Origin of the sequence: Enterobacter cloacae complex sp. P13B (genome assembly GCF_014895915.1) — a bacterium.
Classification (GTDB): domain Bacteria; phylum Pseudomonadota; class Gammaproteobacteria; order Enterobacterales; family Enterobacteriaceae; genus Enterobacter; species Enterobacter bugandensis.
Genome location: NZ_JADBQN010000041.1, coordinates 134,633 through 159,231, shown reverse-complemented (window position 1 = coordinate 159,231; position 24,599 = coordinate 134,633). Strand labels below are relative to the sequence as shown.

Here is a 24,599-nt window from a genome sequence, read left to right as displayed (position 1 = left end):
AATGAAATCAACAAATGATGAATATTATGCATCCGTCGCTGAGACGTCTTGATTTAAACCTGCTGCCCGTTTTTGACGCCATTTACCGCCACCGTTCCGTTCGCCTCGCAGCCGACGAGCTGGCGATGAGCACCTCGGCGCTGAGCCATGCGCTGTCGCGTCTGCGCACGGCCCTTAACGATCCGCTCTTTTTTCGGGAAGGGCATCGTATGTCCCCCAGCGTGTACGCCTCTCAGCTTGCGCCTTCTATTGCTTCCGCATTGTCGTTCCTTAATCAGGAGCTGACCCCGCAGCCGGAGTTTGACGCCGCCAGTAGTACCGAAAGCTTGCAAATTGGGATTACGGATTTTACAGCGCTATGTATTTTTCCCGCCCTGATGCACAAGCTGCAGACTGCTGCCCCGGGCTTGCGTTTCGAATTGCGCTATCTGCCGCACAGCCCGGCGCTGACGGAACTCCTGGCCGGTGAAGTGGATCTGGCGCTCGGTTTCAGCACCCCGGAGGACAATCGCCATCCTGAGCTGGAGGAGATTGGCTGGTTTGAAGATGAATATGTGGTCATCAGCAACGCACGCCGGACCCGGCTAACGCTGGAGGATTACCTCGCTGCCCGACACCTGGTGGTGACGCCGTGGAATGAAAAGCAGGGCGTCCTGGACGTGCGGCTCGAGCAGCTGGGCTATACGCGGCACATTGCGATCAAAACGCCGTCGATGCTGAGCGCGCCGTTTATCGTTGCGGAAAGCGACCTGCTGATGGCCATTCCTCGTTACGCCGCCGAGAAGCTGGTGGCGGCAGCGGAACTGAGGATTTTTGCCTTGCCGTTCTCTATTCCCAAATTTGAGGTGAAAATTTACTCGCATAAGCGCAGCGGCCAGCGGGGGGCGACCCGATGGCTCCAGGAGGAGCTGCAAATGCTGGCGCAAGATGGCAGGGGGATGAGTGCCGGATAAGCTCAGCGCGATCTAGATTTCACGTTAAAAGTAAGTTTACATATGTAAGATAACTCATATACCATACCCCCCTATAGTATCAGGAGGGCATATGCCGCACTCACCCGAAGATAAAAAACGTATTCTGACGCGCGTCCGCCGCATTCGGGGCCAGGTTGATGCCCTTGAACGCGCGCTGGAGTCGGGCGACCCCTGTCTGGCCATCCTGCAGCAAATTGCCGCCGTGCGCGGCGCTGCCAATGGCCTGATGGGCGAAATGGTTGAAATACATCTCAAAGACGAGCTGGTGACGGGAGACACAACGCCGGATCAGCGAGCCGTACGCATGGCGGAAGTCGGCCATTTGCTGCGCTCTTATCTAAAATAAATCCACACACCTGACAAAAAGGGAAGACATGATGAAATCTCGCGCAGCTGTTGCATTTGGCCCCGGCCAGCCGCTGAAAATCGTCGACATCGACGTCGCACCGCCGAAAAAAGGCGAAGTGCTGATCAAAATCACCCATACCGGCGTGTGCCATACCGATGCGTTTACCCTCTCCGGTGACGATCCGGAAGGCGTCTTCCCGGCGGTGCTGGGTCATGAAGGCGGCGGGATTGTGGTGGAAGTGGGCGAGGGCGTGACCAGCCTGAAGCCAGGCGATCACGTTATCCCGCTGTACACGGCGGAATGCGGCGAGTGTAAGTTCTGTAAATCCGGCAAAACTAACCTCTGCCAGGCCGTGCGCGCCACTCAGGGGAAAGGGCTGATGCCGGACGGCACCACCCGTTTCTCCTACAACGGTGAGCCAATCTATCACTACATGGGTACCAGCACCTTCAGCGAATACACCGTTTGCGCGGAGATCTCGCTGGCGAAGGTCAATCCGCAGGCGCCGCTGGATAAAGTCTGCCTGCTGGGCTGCGGCGTAACCACCGGCATTGGCGCGGTGCATAACACGGCAAAAGTCAAAGAGGGCGACACCGTGGCGGTGTTTGGTCTCGGCGGCATTGGTCTGGCAGTGATTCAGGGTGCGGTGCAGGCGAAGGCCGGGCGTATCATCGCGGTCGATACCAACCCGGAAAAATTCAAGCTGGCGGGTGAAATGGGCGCGACCGATTTCGTGAACCCGAAAGATCACGAGAAACCGATTCAGGACGTCATCGTTGAGATGACCGACGGCGGCGTGGACTTCAGCTTCGAGTGTATCGGCAACGTCAACGTAATGCGTTCTGCGCTGGAATGCTGCCACAAGGGCTGGGGTGAGAGCATCATCATCGGCGTGGCCGGGGCAGGACAGGAGATCAAAACCCGTCCATTCCAGCTGGTGACCGGACGCGTCTGGCGCGGCTCCGCGTTTGGCGGCGTGAAGGGGCGTACCCAGCTTCCCGGCATGGTGGAAGACGCGATGGTCGGTAAAATTCAGCTCGACCCGTTCATTACCCACCGTTTGCCGCTGGAGCAGATCAACGAGGCGTTCGATCTGATGCACGAAGGAAAATCCATCCGCACCGTCATTCATTTCGGCGACAAGTAACTCTTCTGCCAGCGGTTTTTAGCCGCTGGCAGTTCTTTAATAATCTTCTCTAAAGTGTGACCAGTGCGGCGTTTTTAGCCGTAATCTAAATCTCTGCCGTGCCGATGACTATCTAACAGGCGTGTTTTTGCGCATCTTACCTATAAGAGAGTCGACGGTCATGGACAACACTTCTTCGATGCAGGCGCAGCGCAAGCTGAGCTTCCTGTATCACATCAGGCTGGTTCCGCTGTTTTCCTCCATTCTCGGTGGCATTATTCTGCTGTTTGCCTTGAGTTCGGGTCTGGCGGGGTATTTCCTGCTACAGGCCGACAACGATCAGCAGGACGTTACGTCCGAAATTCAGGTGCGTATGGGGCTGTCGAACAGCTCAAACCATCTGCGCACCGCGCGTATCAATATGATCCACGCCGGCGCGGCAAGCCGTATCGCGGAGATGGAGGCCATGAAGCAGAACATCCGTGAGGCGGAAACGCGCATTAAGCAGTCCCAGGATAGCTTTACCGCCTATATGCATCGTTCCGTCCGTAGCGCTGCGGACGAAGCGCTGGATGCAGACCTGAAGGCACGCTACGACGCCTATATTGCGGGCCTCCAGCCGATGGTCAAATTTGCCAAAAACGGCATGTTCGAGGCGATCATCAACCACGAAAATGAGACCGCGCGCCCGCTGGACGATGCTTATAACGCCGTTCTGCTGAAGGCGATTAAGATCCGCACCGACCGCGCCAATGCGCTGACGGCGCAGGCGCACAGCCGCACGCAGCTGGGTCTGATGTTTATGGTGGGCGCGTTTGCGCTGGCGCTGGTGCTGACCGCGATGACCTTCGTTGTGCTGCGCCGCACGGTCATTAATCCGCTGCAGCGTGCAGCGAAACGTATCGAGAATATCGCCAAAGGCGACCTGACGATGCCGGACGACGTGGCCGGACGCAGCGAAATTGGCCGCCTGACGCGCGATCTGCAAACCATGCAGCACTCCCTTGAAACAACGGTCGGCACCGTCCGTCAGGGAGCGGAGGAGATCTACCGGGGTACAAGCGAGATCTCTGCCGGTAACACCGATCTCTCATCACGCACCGAGCAGCAGGCCGCGGCGATTGAGCAGACTGCCGCCAGCATGGAGCAGCTGACCGCGACGGTGAAGCAGAACGCCGATAACGCCCATCATGCCAGCAAGCTGGCGGAAGATGCCTCCGGGAAAGCCAGCCGCGGTGGCCAGATGGTCTCCGGTGTGGTCAAAACTATGGGCAATATCTCAAGCAGTTCGAAGAAAATCTCTGAGATTACCGCGGTGATCAACAGCATCGCCTTCCAGACCAACATCCTGGCGCTTAACGCGGCGGTAGAAGCGGCGCGGGCGGGCGAGCAGGGACGCGGGTTCGCCGTGGTGGCCAGCGAAGTTCGTACCCTGGCAAGCCGCAGCGCCAACGCCGCAAAAGAGATCGAAAGCTTGATCAACGAATCGGTCTCGCTGATAGACCAGGGTTCCGGTGAGGTCGTTGCCGCAGGCAATACCATGAATGAGATCGTCGAGGCGGTGAAGCGCGTCACCGACATCATGCTGGAGATTGCCGCCGCGTCTGACGAGCAGAGCCGCGGTATCGTGCAGGTCAGCCAGGCTATTTCGGAGATGGATAAAGTGACCCAGCAGAACGCCTCGCTGGTGGAAGAGGCCTCCGCGGCGGCGGCGTCGCTGGAAGAACAGGGCGCGCGTCTGACCGAGGCGGTCGGGGCGTTTCGTCTGAGCGGCAAGGCTCAGGGGCGTACTCAACAGCAGAACTCTGCGGCAGTAAAACCTGCTGCATTACGTCCGGCGGTAGCGAATAACGGTGATAACTGGGAAACGTTCTGAGTCGCCGGCCGTGTCGGGTGGCGCTTCGCTTACCCGACCGACAAAAAAGGGACCTTTCGGTCCCTTTTTTCATCCGTTACTGCTTATCGGGTAACGCGTACGCGATAACGTAATCACCGCGATCCGGCGACTGGCGAGCGCCCCCGGCGTTAATAACGATGTACTGCTTACCGGTTTTCGGCGAGACGTAGGTCATCGGGCCGGACTGGCTGCCGACCGGCAGGCGATCCTTCCAGATCTCTTTCCCGGTGGCGGTATCAAACGCGCGCAGGTAGAAATCCTGGGTGCCGGCGAAGAACAGCAGGCCGGACTGGGTTGACAGCGACGCGCCCAGCGTTGGCATCCCGATTGGGATTGGCATGTGCATGCGAATGCCCAGCGGGCCGGTATCTTCCACGGTACCAACCGGTACCTGCCACACCAGCTTGCCGGTTTTCAGGTCAACGGCCGACATGGTTCCGAACGGCGGCTTCTGGCACGGAATGCCCAGCGGCGACAGGAAGCGCTCGCGCATCGCGCCGAACGGCGTGCCGTCCATCGGGACAATCCCCATCTCAATGCCGCTGGCGTTTTTCGCGACGTTCGCGCGCGGCACCATGTAGTTTGCCAGCCCCAGACGCATATCGTTGACGAACATCAGGCTGTTGTTCGGGTCAACGGAGACGCTGCCCCAGTTCATCCCGCCGAGCGAGCCGGGGAACTGCAGGGAACGGTCGAGACCCGGCGGGGTGAAGACGCCCTGATGACGCATCTCTTTAAACTGAATGCGGCACAGAAGCAGGTCGACAGGCGTCGCCCCCCACATGTCGGACTCGGTTAACGTCTGGTTGCCAATCATCGGCATGCCCACGGAGTACGGCTGGGTCGGAGAGTAGCGTTCACCTTCAACGTTACCCGCCGGAACTGGACGTTCCTCCACCTTCGCCACCGGCTTGCCGGTTTCACGGTTGAGCATAAAGATCATGCCCTGCTTGCTGGTCTGCACCAGTACAGGCGTAGTGCCGCCTTTGCCGTCCGGCAGGTCGTACAGCAGCGGCTGGGAAGGCAGGTCGAAGTCCCACAGGTCGTGGTGGGTGGTCTGGAAATGCCAGCGTACCTGTCCGGTGGCGGCGTCGACGGCGACGATGGAGGAGCTGTACTTATCGTCCAGCGCGGTACGCTCGCCCGCCCAGAAGTCGGGGGTGGCGTTGCCGGTTGGCAGGTAGATCAGGTTCAGCTTAGCGTCGTAAGACATCGCAGACCAGACGTTCGGCGTGCCGCGCGTGTAGGTCTGACCTTCCGGCGGCAGGCCGGTCAGGTTCGGGTTACCCGGATCCCACGCCCAGGCGAGCTTACCGGTGTGAACGTCGTAGGCGCGCACCACGCCCGGCGGCTCGCCGGTAGAGTAGTTATCCGCGACGCGACCGCCGACGACAACAACGTTTCCGGCCACCAGCGGCGTGGAGGTCTGCTGATAATAGCCCGGCTTGATCTCGCCCATGCCGATGCTCAGGTCAACGGTGCCATGGTCACCAAAGTCATCGCAAACCTTGCCGGTATCCGCGTTGATGGCAATCAGACGGGCGTCGGTGGTCGGCAGGAACAGGCGGCGAGGGCATGCCGCTGGCGATGTTTCGGTCTGTGACGCTGTCACGTTTGCATGATCTTCAAAGTAGCCCAGACCACGGCAACGCTGCCAGTTCGGGGCGGTGGCTTTCGAATCATAACGCCATTTTTCTTTCCCGGAATCCACGTCCAGCGCCAGCACTTTACTGTACGGCGTGCAGACATAGAGCGTGTCGCCAATCTGCAGCGGCGTGTTCTGATCTTCCGCACCGGAGCCGTTGCTCTGCGGAATATCCCCGGTGTGCGCCACCCAGGCGACTTTCAGATCGCTGATGTTTTGCTTGTTAATCTGGTCCAGCGCGGCGAAGCGGTCGCCGTGGGTGGTGTTGCCCCAGTGTTCCCAGTTTTTCTGCTGTTCGCCGGGAGCAACGGGTTTCACCGGAACGGGCTCGTTCGCCGCCACGAGGGTTTGCGGCTTAAACATCCAGCCGAGGCTGACCAGCATCGCCAGTGCGAGAACCGCCGCAACGCCATAAGCCGGGGCTTTATTCGCTGCGCCGCGGTTGGCCGCGCGCAGGAAAGGCCAGACGATGGCGCAGAGGAAGGCCAGTACGGCAAAGGTGAACAGGCGCGAGAAGAGCGGCCAGAAATCCCAGCCCGCATCGCTTACCGCCCAGAACAGCGAGGCAATAAACGCGATGCCGTAAAGCACGATCCCGCTGCTGCGATTGAGGAAAATCAGGAGCGCGGCAATGACCATCACCACGCCCATTATCACGAAGTAAAAACTTCCGCCTACGGCGGCGAGCTTGAAGCCCAACCCGCCGACCGCCAGACCGATGAGCAACATCAGTCCGGCAAGGAGCCACTGCAAAATACGAGGTATCCCGCGCGGCGCGCTGCCAAATGCCATTTCTGTCTCCTTTGAATCTCTCCGCATTGCCGGGTGTGTACCATCTGGATAATAAATGCGGGGAGAGCAATGATTAAAACGAGTGAATTATTGTTTATATAACGATTCGCGAACCAAATGGTGAATCCGCCGTTATGATAAAACTGTTAATTTGTTTTACGCAATTGTTAATGGATCATTCCGCATTATTTGATTAACGCACAGCCCAGTTCCCTCTCCCACGGGGCTGAGGGATCCCCAGTAATTTTTAAGCAGAAGCATTAACGTTGTTTCAGAACGATTTAAGGCTTTCAGCGATGCTCTGGTCCGGCTGTAAATCGCTGAGGCGTTTCCTGCAGCCGGGGCGAGGCGCAGGGATGCGCCGAGAGGGCGGGCTTTACAGGGACGTTACCTCCGCCCGTACCCGATAAGCCGGAAGGAATAAGCCGAGGGCACCGCGAAGCGGCGATTTACCGCCGGGAGCCCGGGTCGCCAGGGTGGTGGCGACTGAGCCACCCTGGCACGTTCACCGGTCATGTCGTTACAGAGTAGCAGGGAACATAAAGTGAACGGAATGACCACCACAGCCGTATGTTCCCCTCACCCTAACCCTCTCCCCAAAGGGGCGAGGGGATTGTTCAGTGCTAGCATTAATTTGTGGGGAACCCTCAGCCCACGGGGAGAGGGAACTGGGTGAGGGGTGAAGGAAATCAGACAGGCATAGATTTACGGATAGCGCTCAGCAGCGTTTGTGCGCCCGTGGAAAGGGGAGTATCTACCCGGGTCAAAATACCGATGGGTTCACCCGCACCGGGGGAGGCGATTGGCAGGGCGGTCAGCGTGCCCTGACGCAAATCATCTTTTACCGCACCGGAGGGGACGAACCAGACGTAGTCATAATCCAGGGTAAGCTGGCGCGAAAGAGAAGCCGAAAGCGTTTCGATGCACCCTGAGGGTAGCGTACACCCCTGCATCTGCAGCAAGGTTTCGGCGGCCTGGCGCGGGACGGTCCCTTTCGGGCAAACCACCACCGGCCACTCCATCACCCGGCTTAACGTCACCGTGTCCTGCAGCAGGGGATGATCGGGTCGAACCACCAGCTTCAGGGATTCCAGGAACAGCAGTTCATAATTGAGACCGCCCATCAGCTCGGGGTCGGACATTCGACCGATACCGAGATCAAGCTCACCCGATTTCAGCCCCGCGAGCAGCATGGTGTTATTCATGGTGGCAACCTGAATAGTGGTATTGCGCTGCTGCTTGTGGAACTGACCAATAACGGGCGGCAGGATCCCCAGCGCCGCGGTTGGCAGGGCGCCGACGCGCACCACCTCGCTGGTCTGCTCTTCTTTTCGGTGCAGGGACTGGCCTGCGGTGTTGAGCGCATCCAGCACCTTCACGGCGTGCGTCAGGAACTGTTCGCCCACCAGAGTCAGCTGTGCCCCCAGCCGACCGCGGTCAAATAGACGGGCGCCGGTCAGCTGTTCCAGCTCGTTAAGGGTTTTCGAGAGCGCGGGCTGGCTCAGGTTAAGAGTTTCAGCCGCGCGCCCCAGCGTTCCCTGTTGAGCGACGGCCACAAATGTATGCAAATGGCGCAAGCGTATGCGCTGACTGAACAGACCATTTTTTTCCATAGGCGATGTTAAAAACAGAGCGATGCGGGTGACAAGTTAAGTTGTTTAATTTTGATAACTTGATAGCAAAATATTTTTTAACATTTGATCTGTTTGAGTTACAACATGTTTTTCAGGCGAGGTGGGTGATGAACGTCCTTGTTCATTTATTGCTCACTGCGGAGGGATAAGCTGCAAAGCGGTTTAGATCACGCCGTCGCCGCCGTCAGAGCACCATACCTGACCGGAGGTAAAGGAACACTCATCCGAGGCCAGCGTGACGTACAGCGGGGCAATCTCGACGGGCTGTCCCGGACGACCCAGCGGGGTATCACCCCCGAACTCCTTCACTTTCTCCATCGGCTGGCCGCCGCTGGACTGGAGTACCGTCCAGTACGGGCCGGGGGCGACCGCGTTGACGCGAATGCCTTTCGGGCCCAGCTGTTTGGCTAAGGATTTAGTAAACACCGCCAGACAGGCCTTCGTCTGGGCATAGTCCAGCAGTACGGGGCTGGGCTTCACCGCCTGAACGGAGGAGGTGTTAATGATCACGGACGACGCTTTCAGGTGGCGCAAGGCGGCCTTGGTGATCCAGAAGGGAGCGTAAACGTTGGTTTTAAACGTCGCGTCAAAATCTTCGGTGGTCAGCTCTTCAAGGGATTCCCGGAATTGCTGACGGCCTGCGTTGTTGACCAGAATATCCAGCCCGCCCAGCTTCGAAACGGCTTCTTCGACCAGATTCTGGCAAAAGGTCTCGTCCCGGACGTCTCCTGGCAGCGCGATGGCCTTGCGGCCTTCCGCTTTGATCAGGTCGATGACCTCGGCGGCATCTTTCTCTTCTTCAGGCAGATAGTTGATGGCGACGTCTGCCCCTTCACGGGCGTAGGCGATAGCCACTGCGCGTCCAATCCCAGAGTCACCACCGGTGATCAGCGCTTTTTTGCCGGCAAGGCGACCATGCCCTTTATAGCTTGTTTCACCGTGGTCGGGTACAGGCTGCATTTCAGACGCCAGTCCCGGCGGCGTTTGCGGCTGTTCCGGGAACGGGGGGTTCGGGTAAGCGTTCGTACGTTGTGTAGTATCACTCATAGCTGACTCCTTAAGCCAAGGGGTGAGATTTGATGGATAGTTGCAGCGTTAACGCTTCGCTGAATTATTTCTGCAAACGATCAACACGAACGACGGCAGGCGATGATTTTTTATCAAGCGAACCGTTGATACTGATCATCTGATCGGGTTTTACCGTTCTGCCGTCGAAGACTGCCTGGGGAATAATAACGTCGATTTTTCCGGTTTTATCCTGGAATACAAACTTATCGCCGCTACCGTCAATAAGATTACCGCGCAATGAAATTGTCGCGCCATCGTGCAATTGTTTTGCCTGATCGATGGTCATAATACGCGCGTCATCGGTTCCACGATATCCGCTGTCCAGCGCGTGGGGCGGTGGCGGTGCTTCACCTTTTTGTAACCCGCCGTTATTATCAGCCCATGCAGCTGGTACCAGAAATATCAAAAAAGCGGAAATAAGTGATAATTTCATCTGATATCCTTCATTTTTGAGTGTCTTGACATATTAAGTATTGTTGCTATTCCTTTATGTGGCAAATGTGATAAGTCTTAAAAACATTCTCTTTGGAAATCAAAACTATCTTGAAATAAGCGAAACGGTGACAACGACTATGAAGCATGAAAATGAAAAGTTACCCGGGATAGATGAGAGTTATCGCTTGTTGAGGTTTGAATATTCATTTCACCAGGTGGGTTTTGTGGTCCTCCTGGCTATTATCATCGCAGCGGTTGCTGGTCTGTTTTCCAGCGGAATGGTGAGCGATACGGCCAAAACCAATTCCGCTAACTCATTGAGCATAAACTATGAACGCTTCGGCCGGCGGGAGACGGAGTCAAGAATGCAGGTCACCTTCCCGGTGAAAACGGAGGGCAGCTATACCCTCAGCCTGACCACCGACAGTAGCGACGTATACGAGCCCGGCAGCGTCTGGCCGCACCCAGACAAAATGTATAGCCACGGCAAAACGCTCTATTTGGTCTATGACGACCTGCAAAAATCAGACAACTTCTCTGTTTTATACTTCACGACACCTTCCAGAGCCGGTAAATGGAACACCGTCATCCGCGTCAACAACGAGCCGGAGATTAACCTCTGGCAATTTATTTACCCCTAGGAGGCTGATATGGATATGGTCTTTCGCGCGCTGGCGATTTATCTGTTTCTCGTGGTGGTATTTAAAGTGGCAGGGCGACGGGCGCTGCTGCAGATGACCAGCTTTGATCTCATCCTCCTCTTAATTATTAGTGAGGCGACGCAACAGGCGCTTTTGGGGCAGGATTTCTCCGTTACCGGCGCAATGATTACCATTACCACGCTGGTGGTCGTTGACATTATATTTGGCCTGATGAAGAAATATTTTTCCCCGGTGGAGAATATTCTTGATGGGACCCCTGTGATTCTGGTTGAGAATGGCGTTCCATTAGCGGATAAGCTAAAAAAAGTCGACGTATCTTGTGATGATATTCTGGTGTCAGCGCGTCAAAATAATGGCATTACAGAACTTAGCGAAATTAAATATGCCATACTTGAGCGCAATGGACATATTTCAATCATTCCTGTTGAAAAATAAGAGGCGGCAAGATGAGCAATCTTTTACACGACAGTCATTATACCGTGAGTGAACTCACCAAAAAGCTGGCGAGTAAATTAACCGATGCCGGGCTGCGCTTAACCACCGCGGAATCCTGCACGGGAGGAAAGCTCTCGGTGGCGCTGTGTGCAGAGGAAAACACGGCCGATTTTTATGACGTCGGGCTGGTTGTGTTCAGCGATGAGGCCAAATCGCGGATCCTCGGCGTGCGTCAGGAGACGCTGGCGCGCTATACCGCCGTCAGTGAACAGACGGTGACCGAGATGGCCGCCAGCATCCGCGACATTGCCCAGGCGGATATCAGCATCGCCATCAGCGGCTACGCGGGCCCGGAAGGGGGCGATGACGGCACGGCGGCGGGAACGGTCTGCTTTGCCTGGAATATCTGCGGTGAGACGAAAACCCGCACCGTCCTTTTCTCCGGCGACTGCCAGGATGTGGTGGAAAAAGCGGTGCAATTTTCGCTCGCTGAACTGGTGACAACATTGTCGGACGGCAATAACGGCTAAATTCACGCGGAGGTTCTATGGCGGTCATAGTGATTACCGGCGGGACGGCGGGCGTGGGAAAAGCCACGGCGCTGAAATTTGCAAAGGCAGGTTACGATGTGGGGCTTATCGCCCGCGATGAAGCCAGCCTGCACTCCACCCAGGAAGAGCTGCGCCGCTTCGGCGTTAATGCCCACGCGGTGCAGGCGGACGTCGCCGACAGTCAGGCGGTGGTGGATGCGGCTAACGAGATCGAGTATCGCCTCGGGGCGATTGATGTCTGGGTCAACAATGCGATGGGGGCCGTGCTGGCGCCGTTTCGTACCCTGACGCCGGATGAGTTTCGTCGCGTGACAGATGTTACCTATCTCGGTTTTGTTAACGGCACCCGCGCCGCGCTGGAGCTGATGGTGCCCCGCGACAGGGGGGTAATTATTCAGGTGGGGTCCGCGCTGGCCTACCGTTCCATCCCTTTGCAGTCGGCCTACTGCGGGGCCAAAGCGGCGATCCGCGGGTTCACCGATGCGGTGCGCACGGAGCTGATGCACGAGAACAGCCGGGTTCAGCTTTCCATGGTGCAGATGCCGGGGCTCAATACGCCGCAGTTCGAATGGGCAAGGAATAAGTTCGCCTGGGCGATGCGACCGGTGCCGCCGGTCTTTGAGCCTGAAGTGGCCGCCAGCGCCATCTTTAAGGTTGCGCAGAAACCGGTGCGCGAGCTGTGGGTGGGCAGCAGCACTATCCAGTCCATCGTCGGGCAATTCTTCTTTCCAGGCTACCTTGACCGTCTGATGGTAAAAAAAGCCTGGGAAGGCCAGATGACCGACGATCTGAACGCAGCGGATCGGCGGGACTATCTCGACCAGCCGATTGACGACCTGCACAAAATCCATGGTCGTTTTACCGACGAAGCGAAGAACCGCGCTACGTCCGTCACCTCCGGTATGCCGGGCAAGGTGGCGCTGGGGGCCCTCGCGGTGGCGGGGATTATGCTGACGCGTCTGATAACCCGCCGGAAACGCTAATCAGCGCAGCGCGCTGCGGTGCGTCCAGAACCAGCGGTAGCCGTAGGCGCCAATACTGAGTTCGACGGTTTTGCCGCAAACCAGCGCGTCGTCGTAGCGTTTGTCCGCGAGGCAGGCGGTCCAGGTGGCGTTGCGGATCCCTCTGGCGGTGAACTGCACCGGCTGGTCGCTGAAGTTTACGAAGGTCAGAATGCTGCGCTCGTCGGTCTCGTAATAGATCCCCAGCACCGCGTCATGATTGAGGGTGATGAGGCGAAAGGGCGCCACGGCAATTTCGGGGAACTCCGAGCGGGTATTGGCAATATCAATAATCCGGTGCAGGAGTGAGTTGCGGTGGAGCAGCGAATCGGCGACGTTGATTTTCTGATAGCGGTAGGGCCCGTGGTCGATTATCGGCGCAATAAATTTTTCAGGATCGGCCGCCGAAAAACCACCTCCCTGTGAACCTGCCCACTGCATTGGGGTGCGGACGGCGTAGCGCTCCTCCAGTTCAAGGTCGTCACCCATGCCGATCTCATCCCCGTAGCGCATCACCGGGACGCCCGGCAGTGAAAAGAGCACCGCGTGGCAAAACGCCAGCCGCTTTGGATCGCCATTCAGCATCGGGGCCAGACGTCGGCGGATCCCACGCTGATAGACGTTCATCTCCTCGTCAGGGGCGAAGGTATCGAGCACGAACTGTTTATCTTTCTGGCTAATCCCTTCCAGATCCAGCTCGTCATGGTTGCGCAGCCAGTTGGCAAAACAGCATGAATCTGGCGGGACGATCATCTTCTTCACCGCGTTGCGCAGCGGGCGGGCGCTTTTTCTGGCCAGGCTGACGTAGAAATACTTGTTGAGCCAGAAGTTGAGCACCAGATGCAGGCGGTCGTTATTGCCGAAATAGTCTTTATAAACCTCAACGTCTACGTCCACTTCGCCGAGCAGGATCGCGTCCGGATTACGCTGTTCGATAAGACGGCGCATGTGCTCCAGGATCCACAGGCCCTTTTTCTCGTCACCGCTGCCCGCCTGCTTCGTAAGGTGTGATGCGGCATCCAGTCGAAATCCCGATACCCCCAGCTTGAGCCAGAAGAGGATAATATTCTCAATCTCCTTAAGCACGGCGGGCGAGGTCAGGTTCAGGTCCGGCTCGTGGCGGTAGAACATGTGCCGGTAATACTGTCCCGCCTCGTCGTCCCAGCTCCAGACGCTCTTTTCCACGCCGGGAAACATTGGTGGCGTATCGTCGTCGTCGTTATCCGACCAGATATAGTAATCGCGATAGGGCGAGGCGGGGCTGCGGCGGGCCTGCTGGAACCAGGGATGGGCGTCCGAGGTGTGCTGGATCAGCAGCTCAATAATAACCTGCATGCCCAGCTCCCGGGCCTGTTCGATAAAGGCGATGATATCGGCCAGTTTTCCGAAGCGGGGATCCACCTGCAGATGGTCGCTGACGTCGTAGCCCTCATCGAGAAAGGGCGTGAGGTAAAACGGGGTGATCCAGATAACCGTCGCCCCCATGCGGCGAATATAGCGCAGCTTGGCCGCGATCCCGGCGATGTCCCCGCAGCCATCGCCGTTCATATCGTAAAAAAGCGCGGTATCAATCTGGTAGATAATGGCCCGTGTATGCCAGTCCGTCATAGCGTTCCTCAGTGATAGCCTTCAGTATCCGAAACTTTGCCCCGGAAGACGTAGTAGCTCCAGGCGGTGTACACCAGAATCACCGGAATTATCAGCAGGGTTCCGACAAGCATAAACAGCTGGCTGGCGGGGGGCGCCGCGGCTTCCCACAGGGTGATGCGCGGCGGAATAATGTTTGGCCACAGGCTGATACCCAGGCCGCTAAATCCGAGGAAGATCAGCCCCAGCGTCAGCAGGAAGGGACGCGAGTGGCTGGCCGGGTTGCGGGTCAGCCGCCAGATCAGCACGCTAAACAGGCCTACCAGCAGGGGAACCGGCAGGAACCAGAAGAAGTTGGGCAGGGTAAACCAACGGTCGGCCACGTACTGCCAGCCGAGCGGCGTCCAGACGCTGACCACCGCGATCACCACCATCAGGGCCAGCAGCACGTGGCGGGTTAGCTCGCGCATGCGGCGTTGCAGGGCACCTTCACTTTTCATGATAAGCCAGGTGGTGCCCAGTAGCGTGTAGGCGACCACCAGGCCGATACCGCAGAAAAGGTTAAAGGGCGTCAGCCAGTCAAGCGGCGAGCCCACAAAGCGTCTGCCCTCAACCTCAAAGCCGTTGATTACCGCCCCCACGACGATCCCCTGGCTGAAGGTGGCGAGCAGAGAGCCACCGGCGAAGGAGTAGTCCCAGAACTTGCGGTGCGAAGGCGTCGCTTTAAAACGAAACTCAAAGGCGACGCCGCGAAAGATGAGGCCGATCAGCATCGCGGTGAGGGGGATAGTGAGCGCATCAATGATCACCGCGTAAGCCAGCGGGAACGCGCCGAACAGCCCCGCGCCGCCGAGCACCAGCCAGGTCTCGTTGCCGTCCCATACGGGCGCTACGCTGTTGACCATCACATCGCGCTCTTTTGCATCGCCCACGAAGTTGAACAGCAGGCCGATGCCCAAATCAAAGCCATCCATAATGATGTACATCAGCGTGGCAAAGACGATGATGGCAAACCAGATAACAGAGATATCGACGCCCATCAGTTTCTCTCCTGTTCCGGAACAGACTCCGCGGCAGACAGTGGACGGGCGGGGGTGCCCGACGTGTTTGACGTCAGCGTATCGACGGGCTGCGGACCTTTCTTAATCAGCCGGATGAGGTACACATAGCCCACGCCAAACACCGACGAGTAGACAACGAAGAACGCCAGCAGGCTGATGCTCATCTGCAGGGTGCTGTGCAGGGAGACCGCGTCAATCGTGCGCAGATAACCGTAAACCACCCACGGCTGGCGGCCCACTTCGGTGGTCACCCAGCCGGCGAGCAGCGCCACCAGACCCGCGGGCCCCATACAGAGGGCAAACCACTGGAACGGACGCGAGTGGTAGAGCCGGTGGCGATAGCGTAGCCAGAGGCTGACCAGACCGAGGGTAATCATCAGCAGGCCCATTCCGACCATGATGCGAAACGACCAGAAGACGATGGTCGAGTTTGGGCGATCCTCTTTCGGGAAGTCCTTCAGCGCCGGGACCTGCTTATCGAGGCTGTGCGTCAGGATCAGGCTGCCGAGCGCGGGGATTTCAAGACCGTATTTGGTGCGCTCCTCGTCCATATCGGGCAGGCCAAACAGCAGCAGCGGCGTGGCCTCGCCGGGCGGATTTTCCCAGTGCCCCTCTATGGCGGCAATTTTGGCTGGCTGATGCTCAAGCGTGTTCAGGCCGTGCATATCGCCCACGACGGCCTGAATGGGGGCAACCAGCAGCGCCATCCACATCGCCATGGAGAACATGGTGCGTATGGCAGGGGTATCGTTACCGCGCAGCAGGTGCCATGCGCCCGACGCGCCGACAAACAGCGCGCTGCTCAGAAATGCGGCGATGGCCATATGAATCAGGCGGTAAGGGAAGGAGGGGTTAAAGATAATCGCCAGCCAGTCCTGCGGAATGACCTGCCCGTTCTCGATAGTAAAACCCTGCGGGGTGTGCATCCAGCTGTTGGAGGCGAGGATCCAGAAGGTCGACATCAGCGTGCCGAGCGCCACCATGCAGGTTGAAAAGAAGTGCAGCCCAGGGCCGACCTTGTTCCAGCCGAACATCATTACGCCAAGAAAGCCGGCTTCCAGGAAGAAGGCGGTTAACACCTCGTAGGTCAGCAGGGGACCGGTAATACTGCCTGCGAACTGGGAGAACCCGCTCCAGTTGGTGCCGAACTGATACGCCATGACCAGCCCGGAAACGACACCCATCCCGAAGTTAACGGCAAATATCTTGAGCCAGAAGTGATACAGCGAGCGCCAGACGTCGTTTTTGGTGCGCAGCCACATGCCTTCAAGCACGACCAGATAGCTGGCAAGACCGATGGTGATCGCCGGGAAAAGAATGTGAAACGAGACGGTAAAAGCGAACTGAATTCTGGCGAGATGAAATGCATCAAGTTCGAACATGGTCCGTACCTCTGAAGCGATGGGGCACGAGAATTGCCGGGCAGGTCAGGATGCCCGGCAAAACCGATTACGGTTTACTCTTTCCGGCACCCAGCTCGGCACCGGTCAGCGGGTCGGAATGGGGATCGGACTTGGTGCGGGCAGACATCGCCTTAACCAGGGTTGCCTGTTCAGCTGTGAGCGTCACGCTGGCGCTACCGTCTCCGCCATCAACCGCAGGCTGGGGGGACTCAACGTAATCAAAGTGCTTATCGCTGTTCCAGCTTCCGCGAACCTCTCCACCTTCAGACATATTGTAGTACTTGTTGGTGAATTCCTCGATTGGCGGCAGTTTTCCCGGCGGGAAATTATTACGAATGGACTGCAGCGCCTTCTCAAAGGAGAGCTGATGCGCCGCCTCACGCGTCATCAGAAACGCCAGCGCATCCTTCACTCCGGGATCGTCAGTGACGTTAATCAGCCGTTCATAGATGATTTTCGCCCTGGCCTCTGCCGCCACGTTCGAGCGCAGATCCGCCGTCGGCTCGCCGATGGTATCGACGTAGGCTGCCGTCCAGGGCACGCCCGCCGAGTTAGTGAGCGGGGTACCGCCGCCGTAGAGGAGGGAGGTGATGTGGCTGTCGTTACCGTTTTCGGTCATGGAGCGATACAGTTCAGCCTCATTTTCCACCCCTTCCGCCAGCGCGCCTTTGGCACCTTTGTTCAGCATACCAACCAGCGTACCGATGATTTCGAGGTGGCTTAGCTCCTCGGTGGCGATATCCATCAGCATATCCTTGCGGCCCGGATCGTCATCGCTCAGGCCCTGAGTGAAGTAACGGCAGGCGGCAGCCAGTTCGCCCTGCGGCCCGCCAAACTGTTCCAGTAAAAGGTTAGCAAGACCGGGGTTGGGTTCGGCGACGCGAACCGTATATTGCAGCTGTTTGACGTGTCGAAACATAGGTACTCTCCTGTGGATTATTTTTTCGCTTCGACACCGTCTGCGTCTGAACGCAGCAGGAACTGTTCCGTCGTTTGCGGGATATGGCGAATCAGCCAGTCGGCCATTTCGCGCTCTTCTGCGAGGATCGTCTCAATGGCAGGCACAGAGGCGGTATCGCCCGCTTTTTTCGCCGCAGCGAGCAGGGAGGTGTAGCAGGCGATTTCAAACTGTTCGAAGACATAGCCGCTGATCGAGCCCTTAACGATCTCATCGGACGGGAACATACCGCCGATGGATTGACCCAGGGCCGCCATTTTGCTCATCGAGTCTTTTAAGACCGAACGAGAAATATCATTACGGTCGAGGATTTCCTCCAGCAATGTAATTTGCCGTTTTGTCTCATTAATATGTTGCTCAATTCTGGCGCGAACATCAGGATAATTATCAATACGGCTGGCCATGGACTCCAGCATAGATTCGGCTTGCTTTTCCATTGCATGGGCATCGCGTAGCCAGTCATGGTAGTGTTCTACGTGATTCATCATTGTATCCTCATTAGGGGTTCGCTTATTTGGTCTCACTTTCAGCAGCCTGATCGGCACGTGCGGCACTGTAGCCAGATAAGTGGCCGACAATATTGGCGTAAATGCTGATGATAATGACCCATAGTACGCTATTCTTCCACCATATTACGGAAGGGATAGCGAGAATGAACCATATTATTGCTGCCGCTAAATGGCACCGTTTAATTGTCCTGGGACTGATGCTCATTTTATTTAACCTGTCTTATCGCGTCATTTCTGCGCTTTTTGGTTAATATTGCCAACGGCCAGGTCGGTGAGTTTAAGGTCGGTCTCTTTCTCTTCTTCCAGCGTTTCGGCAAGAAGTTTAACGGCTTTTTTGTAGCCCAATTGTTCTGCGAGGGTCGCAAGGGTACCGTAGCTGGCTATTTCGTAATGCTCCACTTTTTGCGCAGCGGCAATTAACGCGGCATCACGCACTTCATTTTTTTCCGTACTTTCGATAACTTCGTTAGCTTCTTCAATTAAGCCTTCCATTGCCACGCACTTCATGCGCTTGAGCTTAATACCGTCTTCCTGTTCGACGATCTGGTCAATACGTTCAATCTGACCCTGCGTCTCCTCCAGGTGCGCGGTGAAGGCGGCGCTCAGCTTCTCGCTGGAGGCGGCGCGAGCGAGTTTGCTTAACGCTCGGGTAAGTTGTTTTTCAGCGCTGTAGGTATCGGACAGAAGATGAATAAATACATCCTCAACACTTTTCATATTCATAATAATTACGCTCCGGTAAAATAAGGAAAGGGTACTGCGAGCTTTTCAGCCCGCAGCATGCTCTCAGGTTTTATTAAAAGAGTACTAAATAAGATCAGGAGTTATCAGATTTACGGCCTCCGCCGTGACTGTTCTGTCCCCCTTTCTTACCCGCTTCAGATGCGCGTTGCGGATCGTTTTTGAAATTACCACCGCTGTGCTGGCCGCCTTTACGTCCAGCTTCTGATGCTTTTTCACGGTCTTCAGCGAAATTACCGGAACCACCACGATGCTCTGCCATATTAAACCTCATAGTCATATATTGGTTATGTCAGTACGATACGAAATTCCGTATCACTCGTCGTTCGAGTAATAACTCTAGTCGCTGTGAGGCATACGTCAAATTCGTTGCGCCATTAGCGGTTGCGTTATATTTAATTATTGCTGCGTTTGCGCTTCGCTTGGTTTAGAAATATGGAAGTGTGGGAAGGACTTGTAAACAAATGATCGGATTAGTCCTAAGTTTCATTTAAAAAGCGGAAGGTTGAGGCCAATAATAATGACTTAGCAAAAACGAATAATTTGCAAGCGGTGATTAGGAGAAAATTACCCCTTAAGGGCTAGAAAAAATAGCCGCTACGAATCATAAGGAAAATCCTGGAAAAAGATGACGAGGTGGCTGACAGGGGTCGGTAGCACACGGTTTAACCACTGGCGTCTTAAGATCACAAATCAGAAATTCTTCCCCCCGGAAGGAACGGCCTTCTCTACACTCCAGGTAATATTCACTGGAGGCATGACATCATGGCGAACACCATCACGGCTGATGATATTCGGGAACATTTTTCGCAGGCTATGTCGGCGATGTACCAGCAGGAAGTTCCGCAGTACGGCACCTTGCTTGAGCTGGTCGCGGACGTAAACCTGGCGGTTCTGGAAAATAATCCACTATTACATGAACAACTGGCGAACGCCGACGAGCTGGCACGCCTGAACGTGGAGCGTCACGGGGCGATCCGCGTCGGTACGGCACAAGAGCTTTCCACCCTGCGTCGTATGTTTGCCATCATGGGCATGTTCCCGGTCAGCTATTACGATCTTTCTCAGGCGGGGGTACCGGTCCACTCAACGGCGTTTCGTCCGGTTGACGATGCGGCGCTGTGCCGCAATCCGTTTCGTATCTTTACCTCACTGCTGCGCCTTGAGCTGATTGAAAACGTGGCGTTACGCGAGCGGGCGGCAGAAATTCTCTCTCAGCGGAACATCTTTACGCCGCGCTGTCTGGAACTTATTGACCTCCATGAGTCGGAAGGGCACTTTACCGAAGCGCAGGCGCACGAGTTTGTGCAGGAAGCGTTAGAAACCTTCCGCTGGCACCGTCATGCAACGGTCGACCAGGAGACCTACCTGGCGTTGAGTAACGAGCACCGCCTGATAGCTGACGTGGTCTGCTTCCCGGGGTGCCATATCAACCACCTCACGCCGCGCACGCTGGACATTGACCGGGTGCAGGAGCTGATGCCGAAGTACGGGATTGAGCCCAAAATTCTGATCGAAGGGCCGCCGCGTCGTGAAGTGCCGATCCTGCTGCGTCAGACCAGCTTTAAAGCCCTCGAAGAGCCGGTGCTTTTCGCCGGGGAACATAAAGGCACTCACACCGCGCGCTTCGGTGAAATTGAACAGCGCGGCGTGGCACTGACACCTAAAGGCCGTGAACTGTACGATAGCCTGCTGGCCCAGGCCGGAACCGGAAAAGATAACCTCACGCACCAGCTGCATTTGCGGGAGATTTTCAGCGCCTTCCCGGACAGCGAAATGTTCCTGCGCCGTCAGGAGCTGGCGTATTTTCGCTATCGCCTGACCCCGGCGGGAGAGGCCCATCGTCACGCGTTTCGTCCGGGGGATGACCCGCAGCCTCTGATTGAGCGCGGGTGGGTGGTGGCCCAGCCGATAATTTACGAAGATTTCCTTCCGGTCAGCGCGGCGGGGATTTTCCAGTCCAATCTCGGGAATGAAACCCAGGCGCGCAGCCACGGGAATGCCAGCCGCAATGCGTTTGAAGCCGCGCTCGGCTGCCCGGTGTATGACGAATTTACGCTCTACGAGGAGGCGGAAACGCGCAGCAAACAGCGTTGCGGTTTGCTCTGAAATCGTTACTCTTCAGGGGTGTGATGGAAAAAATAAGGTCGTTATGCAAAATCCTTCCGCCCCTGTGGTTGAAACGCGCCAGGGCGCACTGTCTGGTTTAACCGATGAAAACGTTCACCTCTGGCGCGGTATTCCCTATGCCGCACCGCCCGTTGGCGACTGGCGCTGGCGCTCACCCCGGCCGCCGGAACGCTGGGATGGCGTGCGTGCAGCTACCAACTTTTCGCCCTCAAGCTGGCAAAGCAGTGAATATTGTCAGGAGTTGGGCGGGGGCGATCCCGGCCAGTTTTCTGAAGACTGCCTCTATCTGAACGTCTGGTCCCCTATCGACCGTACCGGGCCGCTGCCGGTCATGGTTTGGCTGCACGGCGGCGGGTTTACGATCGGCGCCGGAAGCCTGCCGCCGTATAACGGCAAGGCCCTGGCATCCCGCGGGGTGGTTGTCGTCACGATTAACTACCGTCTCGGCCATCTCGGCTTCTTCGCCCATCCCGCTCTGGAAGGTGAAGAGGAGCGGGTGGTGCATAATTTTGCCCTGCTGGACCAGATCGCCGCGCTCGAATGGGTGCGGGATAATATTGCCGCGTTTGGTGGCGACCCGAATAACGTGACCCTGTTTGGTGAATCCGCCGGCGCGCGCAGCGTGCTGTCGCTGCTGGCCTCGCCGCTGGCGAAAGGACTATTCCATAAGGCGATAGTGCAAAGCGGGTACACTTTGCCGGATACGCCGCGCGCGCAGGCCCTGCACAAAGGGGAAGCGCTGGCCGCCCACTTCGGGCTGGAAAATGCGACGGCAGAGCAGCTGCGCGCGATCCCGCCCGAGGCGTTCTGGCCGCTGACCGCGCCGCTGAACGTCGCCCCGGCCCCTATCGTTGGGGATTGCGTTCTGCCGGAGGCGATGCTGGACGTCTTTTTCGCCGCCCGCCAGCATCCCGTGCCGGTGATGATTGGCTCCAACAGCGATGAAGCCAGCGTGATGGCGGTGTTTGGTGTCGATCTCGCCGGGCAGATCCAGAAGCTTCGCCGGGAGCGCCGCTTCGGGCTGGGGCTCATCAAGCTGCTTTATCCGGGCGTGAAGGGCGACGAGGAGCTCGGCAGGCAGGTGTGCCGCGACATGGCCTTCACCACTATGGGCTACGTGGTGATGCAGGCCCAGCAGCGCGTCGGCGGGCTTTGCTGGCGCTACTGGTTTGACTATGTGGCCGAAGCGGAACACGCCACCTATATCAACGGTGCCTGGCACGGCAATGAGGTGCCGTACGCGTTCGATACCCTCGGGCAGGTGGAGCCTTCGCGCCAGTACGTTAACGAACGGGATCTGGCGTTTGCCGCCCAGGTAGCTGATTACTGGGTGAGCTTTGCGCGCGATGCCGGAACGCATGACAGCCTTCACGGGCCGACGCGCTGGCCCGCCTGCCGCAAAGGGCGGGACGTGCTGTTACGTATTGGTGTGAATAAACATGCAGGTTTCAGGCTTGAAAACCGCTTTATGCGCGCCCGCATGAGCCTCTTCAAGCGCGTAATGAAGCACCACGTCAGCCTCGATTAAGCAAACAGGCGCGAAACGCCGCCAGACCATTCTCCTGACAAGGCGTTTCGCGCAGCACCAGCCGGTAGCTCGCGCCGGTTTTAATGCTGGTCTCATAGGGCCGCATTAGCCTTCCGGCGCGGATATCTTCTGCCACCAGCGTTTCGTCGGCAATGGCTACGCCCAGCCCCTGAATGGCGGCGGTAATGGCGAGATCCATCGTATCGAAGTGTTGATTTTTGTGCATAGCAAAGCCCGTACCTTCCTGATTCGCCAGCCACAGTGACCAGTCTGTCTTATCCCTTGTCGGATGAAGAAACGTCAGCGAACCCAGCGCGGCACCCGCTCGCACGGGGCTGAACACCGGCGTCAGCGCCTCTTCGAACAGCAGATCGCCTGCGCTCATGTGCGTGCCGAAGACGATGGCGGCATCGTAAGATTCGGTTTTGAAATTGACGTTATGATCGGTCGTGGTGGTGAGCGCGATCTGCAGATCCGGCTGCTCGCGCTCCACTTCCAGCAGGCGCGGCACCAGCCAGCGCATCGCGCAGGTGGGGGCCTTGATGCGGATCACCGTGTGCTGGCTGCGGGCCTGGTCGGCCACGCTCAGCAGTTGTTCGAAGGAGGACTGCAGTTCGGGAAGCAGGGCACTGCCCTGAGGGGAGAGGCGCAACCCGCGCGCGTGGCGCTCAAACAGCGGAAAGCCAAACCAGGCTTCAAGGGAGGCAATCTTACGGCTCACGGCCCCCTGCGTCAGGCAGAGTTCCGCGGCGGCGTGGGTAAGATTCAGATGACGCGCGGTGACTAAAAATGCGTCGATGGCATTGAGCGGGAGCGAACGGCGTGACATTGAAACACCTCAGCTATGCATTTTTCTCATGGCTATTATGACAACAATTCGATTGTCCCGGCAACGGAGTTGTTGTTTGAATAGTTATGCAATATCCATGAGAAGGGAAAGAGGATGACTTTACGAACGCCGGTGCAAACGCGCTCCAAGCTGCCAGACGTGGGGACCACCATTTTTACCGTTATCGGCCAGCTTTCGGCCCAGCATAACGCCATCAACCTTTCTCAGGGGGCACCGAATTTTTCCTGCGACCCGAAGCTGATCGACGGCGTTACCCGCGCGATGGAGGCAGGGCATAACCAGTATGCGTCGATGACCGGCCTGCAGCCGCTCAAAGAACGCATCGCCGATAAGATTGCCGCGCTCTACGGCACGCAGTATAACCCTACCAGCGAGGTGCTGGTCACCGCCAGCGCCAGCGAAGGGCTCTATTCGGCGATAAGCGGGCTGGTGCACCCTGGCGATGAGGTGATCTACTTTGAGCCGTCGTTTGACAGCTACGCGCCGATTGTTCGTCTGCAGGGGGCAACGCCTGTCGCCATCAAGCTCACGGTGCCGGATTTTGCCGTCAACTGGGATGAGGTCCGTGCGGCAATCACCCCGCGCACGCGCATGATCATCATCAATACGCCGCACAACCCGAGCGGCCAGGTCTTCTCCGCTAATGACCTGCAGCAGCTGGCGGCGCTGACGCGCAATACCGACATCATTATTTTGTCTGACGAAGTGTACGAACACGTCGTGTTTGATGGGGAACCGCACTACGGGATGGCCACGCACCCGCAGCTGGCGGAGCGTAGCGTGATTATTTCTTCTTTCGGAAAAACCTATCACGTCACCGGCTGGCGCGTGGGTTATTGTGTGGCGCCCGCAGAGCTGATGGACGAGATATGTAAAGTCCATCAATTTTTGATGTTCTCTGCCGATACGCCAATGCAATACGCGTTTGCAGAACACATGACCGATCCGCAAACCTGGCTGTCGCTGTCGGCGTTTTACCAGCGTAAGCGCGATCTGCTGCACGGCCTGCTGGCCGATTCGCCGTTTACCCTGCTGCCGAGCGCCGGGTCGTTCTTTATGCTGGCGGACTACAGCCAGTTTAGCGACGAGCGCGACAGCGAGCTGGTGAAGCGGCTGATTGTTGAGTACGGTGTTGCCACCATTCCGCTGTCGGCGTTTTATGCCGACGGCACGGATAATAAATTGATTCGTCTCTCTTTTGCGAAAGATGAGGCGACGTTACGGGCAGGTGCTCAAGCCCTGTGTCGGGTTAAATCACGCTGA

Annotated in this window: 24 protein-coding genes; 11 read left to right on the top strand and 13 right to left on the bottom strand. The window is 57.3% G+C overall.

Going from position 1 to position 24,599, the window contains the following annotated elements; translation table 11 throughout:
• The first annotated feature begins 14 nt into the window (after positions 1-14).
• The 4 genes from IM273_RS17915 to IM273_RS17900 all read left to right on the top strand — a co-directional run bounded on the left by IM273_RS17915 (position 15) and on the right by IM273_RS17900 (position 4,325).
• Complete coding sequence (locus IM273_RS17915) at positions 15-953, top strand: LysR family transcriptional regulator (protein WP_193050030.1); 939 nt, start codon at positions 15-17, stop codon at positions 951-953.
• 91 nt (positions 954-1,044) lie between these two features.
• Entirely contained in the window at positions 1,045-1,320 is a 276-nt protein-coding gene (locus IM273_RS17910; protein ID WP_028013093.1) for a metal/formaldehyde-sensitive transcriptional repressor, read from the top strand.
• A gap of 31 nt (positions 1,321-1,351) precedes the next feature.
• Positions 1,352-2,470, top strand: coding sequence for an S-(hydroxymethyl)glutathione dehydrogenase/class III alcohol dehydrogenase (locus tag IM273_RS17905; protein WP_041910069.1), 1,119 nt, complete (start codon positions 1,352-1,354; stop codon positions 2,468-2,470).
• 160 nt (positions 2,471-2,630) lie between these two features.
• Positions 2,631-4,325 carry a methyl-accepting chemotaxis protein gene (locus IM273_RS17900; protein WP_193050028.1) on the top strand — a complete coding sequence of 565 codons (1,695 nt, stop codon included), beginning with the start codon at positions 2,631-2,633 and terminating at the stop codon, positions 4,323-4,325.
• 76 nt (positions 4,326-4,401) lie between these two features.
• On the opposite strand, the gene IM273_RS17895 is transcribed toward IM273_RS17900, so the two are convergent.
• The 4 genes from IM273_RS17895 to IM273_RS17880 form a co-directional block, all read right to left on the bottom strand.
• Positions 4,402-6,783: a glucose/quinate/shikimate family membrane-bound PQQ-dependent dehydrogenase gene (locus tag IM273_RS17895; protein ID WP_193050026.1), complete on the bottom strand. Its 2,382-nt coding sequence runs from the start codon at positions 6,781-6,783 to the stop codon at positions 4,402-4,404.
• A 689-nt stretch (positions 6,784-7,472) separates the two neighbouring features.
• Positions 7,473-8,396 carry a LysR substrate-binding domain-containing protein gene (locus tag IM273_RS17890; RefSeq protein WP_028013097.1) on the bottom strand — a complete coding sequence of 308 codons (924 nt, stop codon included), beginning with the start codon at positions 8,394-8,396 and terminating at the stop codon, positions 7,473-7,475.
• Positions 8,397-8,579: 183 nt separating this feature from the next.
• Positions 8,580-9,464: an SDR family oxidoreductase gene (locus IM273_RS17885; RefSeq protein WP_193050024.1), complete on the bottom strand. Its 885-nt coding sequence runs from the start codon at positions 9,462-9,464 to the stop codon at positions 8,580-8,582.
• A gap of 64 nt (positions 9,465-9,528) precedes the next feature.
• Positions 9,529-9,918 (bottom strand): YdeI family stress tolerance OB fold protein, encoded by a 390-nt coding sequence (locus IM273_RS17880; protein ID WP_008502282.1) that lies wholly within the window; start codon positions 9,916-9,918, stop codon positions 9,529-9,531.
• Between the two features lie 139 nt (positions 9,919-10,057).
• Here IM273_RS17880 and IM273_RS17875 point away from each other — a divergent pair, with 139 nt between their 5' ends.
• Genes IM273_RS17875 through IM273_RS17860 form a run of 4 tightly spaced genes read left to right on the top strand, consistent with a single transcriptional unit; the run spans position 10,058 to position 12,551 of the window.
• Positions 10,058-10,561: a hypothetical protein gene (locus tag IM273_RS17875; RefSeq protein ID WP_193050022.1), complete on the top strand. Its 504-nt coding sequence runs from the start codon at positions 10,058-10,060 to the stop codon at positions 10,559-10,561.
• A gap of 9 nt (positions 10,562-10,570) precedes the next feature.
• Complete coding sequence (locus tag IM273_RS17870; RefSeq protein ID WP_028013100.1) at positions 10,571-11,017, top strand: DUF421 domain-containing protein; 447 nt, start codon at positions 10,571-10,573, stop codon at positions 11,015-11,017.
• Positions 11,018-11,028: 11 nt separating this feature from the next.
• A complete protein-coding gene (locus tag IM273_RS17865; RefSeq protein WP_047368522.1) occupies positions 11,029-11,547 on the top strand; it encodes a 2-oxo-tetronate isomerase in 519 nt (172 codons plus the stop codon).
• A gap of 17 nt (positions 11,548-11,564) precedes the next feature.
• Complete coding sequence (locus IM273_RS17860) at positions 11,565-12,551, top strand: SDR family oxidoreductase (RefSeq protein WP_028013102.1); 987 nt, start codon at positions 11,565-11,567, stop codon at positions 12,549-12,551.
• Here the strand turns inward: IM273_RS17860 and IM273_RS17855 are convergent, their stop codons facing one another.
• The 8 genes from IM273_RS17855 to IM273_RS17820 form a co-directional block, all read right to left on the bottom strand.
• Positions 12,552-14,177, bottom strand: a complete 1,626-nt coding sequence (locus IM273_RS17855) for an alpha-amylase family protein (RefSeq protein WP_063942488.1) — start codon at positions 14,175-14,177, stop codon at positions 12,552-12,554. It lies immediately after the preceding gene.
• A gap of 8 nt (positions 14,178-14,185) precedes the next feature.
• The gene (gene cydB, locus IM273_RS17850; RefSeq protein ID WP_028013104.1) at positions 14,186-15,196 is read right to left on the bottom strand and encodes a cytochrome d ubiquinol oxidase subunit II; all 1,011 of its coding nucleotides are present in this window, start codon (positions 15,194-15,196) and stop codon (positions 14,186-14,188) included.
• Positions 15,196-16,599 carry a cytochrome ubiquinol oxidase subunit I gene (locus IM273_RS17845; protein WP_028013105.1) on the bottom strand — a complete coding sequence of 468 codons (1,404 nt, stop codon included), beginning with the start codon at positions 16,597-16,599 and terminating at the stop codon, positions 15,196-15,198. Before IM273_RS17845 ends, cydB begins: the two co-directional genes overlap by 1 nt.
• A gap of 67 nt (positions 16,600-16,666) precedes the next feature.
• A complete protein-coding gene (locus IM273_RS17840) occupies positions 16,667-17,539 on the bottom strand; it encodes a manganese catalase family protein (RefSeq protein ID WP_028013106.1) in 873 nt (290 codons plus the stop codon).
• 17 nt (positions 17,540-17,556) lie between these two features.
• The gene (locus tag IM273_RS17835) at positions 17,557-18,063 is read right to left on the bottom strand and encodes a ferritin-like domain-containing protein (RefSeq protein WP_028013107.1); all 507 of its coding nucleotides are present in this window, start codon (positions 18,061-18,063) and stop codon (positions 17,557-17,559) included.
• Between the two features lie 25 nt (positions 18,064-18,088).
• Complete coding sequence (locus IM273_RS17830) at positions 18,089-18,292, bottom strand: hypothetical protein (protein WP_008502273.1); 204 nt, start codon at positions 18,290-18,292, stop codon at positions 18,089-18,091.
• 23 nt (positions 18,293-18,315) lie between these two features.
• Complete coding sequence (locus IM273_RS17825) at positions 18,316-18,810, bottom strand: ferritin-like domain-containing protein (protein ID WP_008502272.1); 495 nt, start codon at positions 18,808-18,810, stop codon at positions 18,316-18,318.
• A 94-nt stretch (positions 18,811-18,904) separates the two neighbouring features.
• Positions 18,905-19,090: a general stress protein gene (locus IM273_RS17820; protein WP_004150795.1), complete on the bottom strand. Its 186-nt coding sequence runs from the start codon at positions 19,088-19,090 to the stop codon at positions 18,905-18,907.
• A 503-nt stretch (positions 19,091-19,593) separates the two neighbouring features.
• On the opposite strand from IM273_RS17820, the gene IM273_RS17815 reads away from it, so the two are divergent.
• Both IM273_RS17815 and IM273_RS17810 read left to right on the top strand, forming a co-directional pair.
• A complete protein-coding gene (locus IM273_RS17815) occupies positions 19,594-20,937 on the top strand; it encodes a VOC family protein (protein WP_028013108.1) in 1,344 nt (447 codons plus the stop codon).
• Between the two features lie 43 nt (positions 20,938-20,980).
• A complete protein-coding gene (locus tag IM273_RS17810) occupies positions 20,981-22,486 on the top strand; it encodes a carboxylesterase/lipase family protein (protein ID WP_193050020.1) in 1,506 nt (501 codons plus the stop codon).
• On the opposite strand, the gene IM273_RS17805 is transcribed toward IM273_RS17810, so the two are convergent.
• On the bottom strand, positions 22,473-23,315 hold the full coding sequence (locus IM273_RS17805) for a LysR family transcriptional regulator (protein WP_193050018.1): 843 nt from the start codon (positions 23,313-23,315) through the stop codon (positions 22,473-22,475). The genes IM273_RS17810 and IM273_RS17805 overlap by 14 nt on opposite strands.
• A 114-nt stretch (positions 23,316-23,429) precedes the next feature.
• Here IM273_RS17805 and IM273_RS17800 point away from each other — a divergent pair, with 114 nt between their 5' ends.
• Positions 23,430-24,599: a pyridoxal phosphate-dependent aminotransferase gene (locus IM273_RS17800; RefSeq protein WP_193050016.1), complete on the top strand. Its 1,170-nt coding sequence runs from the start codon at positions 23,430-23,432 to the stop codon at positions 24,597-24,599.

What these genes read in the sequence shown, in the direction of transcription:
- IM273_RS17915 (WP_193050030.1), top strand. Translation starts at nt 15, where the DNA reads ATGATGAATATTATGCATCCGTCGCTGAGACGTCTTGATTTAAACCTG.
- IM273_RS17910 (WP_028013093.1), top strand. Translation starts at nt 1,045, where the DNA reads ATGCCGCACTCACCCGAAGATAAAAAACGTATTCTGACGCGCGTCCGC.
- IM273_RS17905 (WP_041910069.1), top strand. Translation starts at nt 1,352, where the DNA reads ATGAAATCTCGCGCAGCTGTTGCATTTGGCCCCGGCCAGCCGCTGAAA.
- IM273_RS17900 (WP_193050028.1), top strand. Translation starts at nt 2,631, where the DNA reads ATGGACAACACTTCTTCGATGCAGGCGCAGCGCAAGCTGAGCTTCCTG.
- IM273_RS17895 (WP_193050026.1), bottom strand. Translation starts at nt 6,783, where the DNA reads ATGGCATTTGGCAGCGCGCCGCGCGGGATACCTCGTATTTTGCAGTGG.
- IM273_RS17890 (WP_028013097.1), bottom strand. Translation starts at nt 8,396, where the DNA reads ATGGAAAAAAATGGTCTGTTCAGTCAGCGCATACGCTTGCGCCATTTG.
- IM273_RS17885 (WP_193050024.1), bottom strand. Translation starts at nt 9,464, where the DNA reads ATGAGTGATACTACACAACGTACGAACGCTTACCCGAACCCCCCGTTC.
- IM273_RS17880 (WP_008502282.1), bottom strand. Translation starts at nt 9,918, where the DNA reads ATGAAATTATCACTTATTTCCGCTTTTTTGATATTTCTGGTACCAGCT.
- IM273_RS17875 (WP_193050022.1), top strand. Translation starts at nt 10,058, where the DNA reads ATGAAGCATGAAAATGAAAAGTTACCCGGGATAGATGAGAGTTATCGC.
- IM273_RS17870 (WP_028013100.1), top strand. Translation starts at nt 10,571, where the DNA reads ATGGATATGGTCTTTCGCGCGCTGGCGATTTATCTGTTTCTCGTGGTG.
- IM273_RS17865 (WP_047368522.1), top strand. Translation starts at nt 11,029, where the DNA reads ATGAGCAATCTTTTACACGACAGTCATTATACCGTGAGTGAACTCACC.
- IM273_RS17860 (WP_028013102.1), top strand. Translation starts at nt 11,565, where the DNA reads ATGGCGGTCATAGTGATTACCGGCGGGACGGCGGGCGTGGGAAAAGCC.
- IM273_RS17855 (WP_063942488.1), bottom strand. Translation starts at nt 14,177, where the DNA reads ATGACGGACTGGCATACACGGGCCATTATCTACCAGATTGATACCGCG.
- cydB (WP_028013104.1), bottom strand. Translation starts at nt 15,196, where the DNA reads ATGGGCGTCGATATCTCTGTTATCTGGTTTGCCATCATCGTCTTTGCC.
- IM273_RS17845 (WP_028013105.1), bottom strand. Translation starts at nt 16,599, where the DNA reads ATGTTCGAACTTGATGCATTTCATCTCGCCAGAATTCAGTTCGCTTTT.
- IM273_RS17840 (WP_028013106.1), bottom strand. Translation starts at nt 17,539, where the DNA reads ATGTTTCGACACGTCAAACAGCTGCAATATACGGTTCGCGTCGCCGAA.
- IM273_RS17835 (WP_028013107.1), bottom strand. Translation starts at nt 18,063, where the DNA reads ATGAATCACGTAGAACACTACCATGACTGGCTACGCGATGCCCATGCA.
- IM273_RS17830 (WP_008502273.1), bottom strand. Translation starts at nt 18,292, where the DNA reads ATGAGCATCAGTCCCAGGACAATTAAACGGTGCCATTTAGCGGCAGCA.
- IM273_RS17825 (WP_008502272.1), bottom strand. Translation starts at nt 18,810, where the DNA reads ATGAATATGAAAAGTGTTGAGGATGTATTTATTCATCTTCTGTCCGAT.
- IM273_RS17820 (WP_004150795.1), bottom strand. Translation starts at nt 19,090, where the DNA reads ATGGCAGAGCATCGTGGTGGTTCCGGTAATTTCGCTGAAGACCGTGAA.
- IM273_RS17815 (WP_028013108.1), top strand. Translation starts at nt 19,594, where the DNA reads ATGGCGAACACCATCACGGCTGATGATATTCGGGAACATTTTTCGCAG.
- IM273_RS17810 (WP_193050020.1), top strand. Translation starts at nt 20,981, where the DNA reads ATGCAAAATCCTTCCGCCCCTGTGGTTGAAACGCGCCAGGGCGCACTG.
- IM273_RS17805 (WP_193050018.1), bottom strand. Translation starts at nt 23,315, where the DNA reads ATGTCACGCCGTTCGCTCCCGCTCAATGCCATCGACGCATTTTTAGTC.
- IM273_RS17800 (WP_193050016.1), top strand. Translation starts at nt 23,430, where the DNA reads ATGACTTTACGAACGCCGGTGCAAACGCGCTCCAAGCTGCCAGACGTG.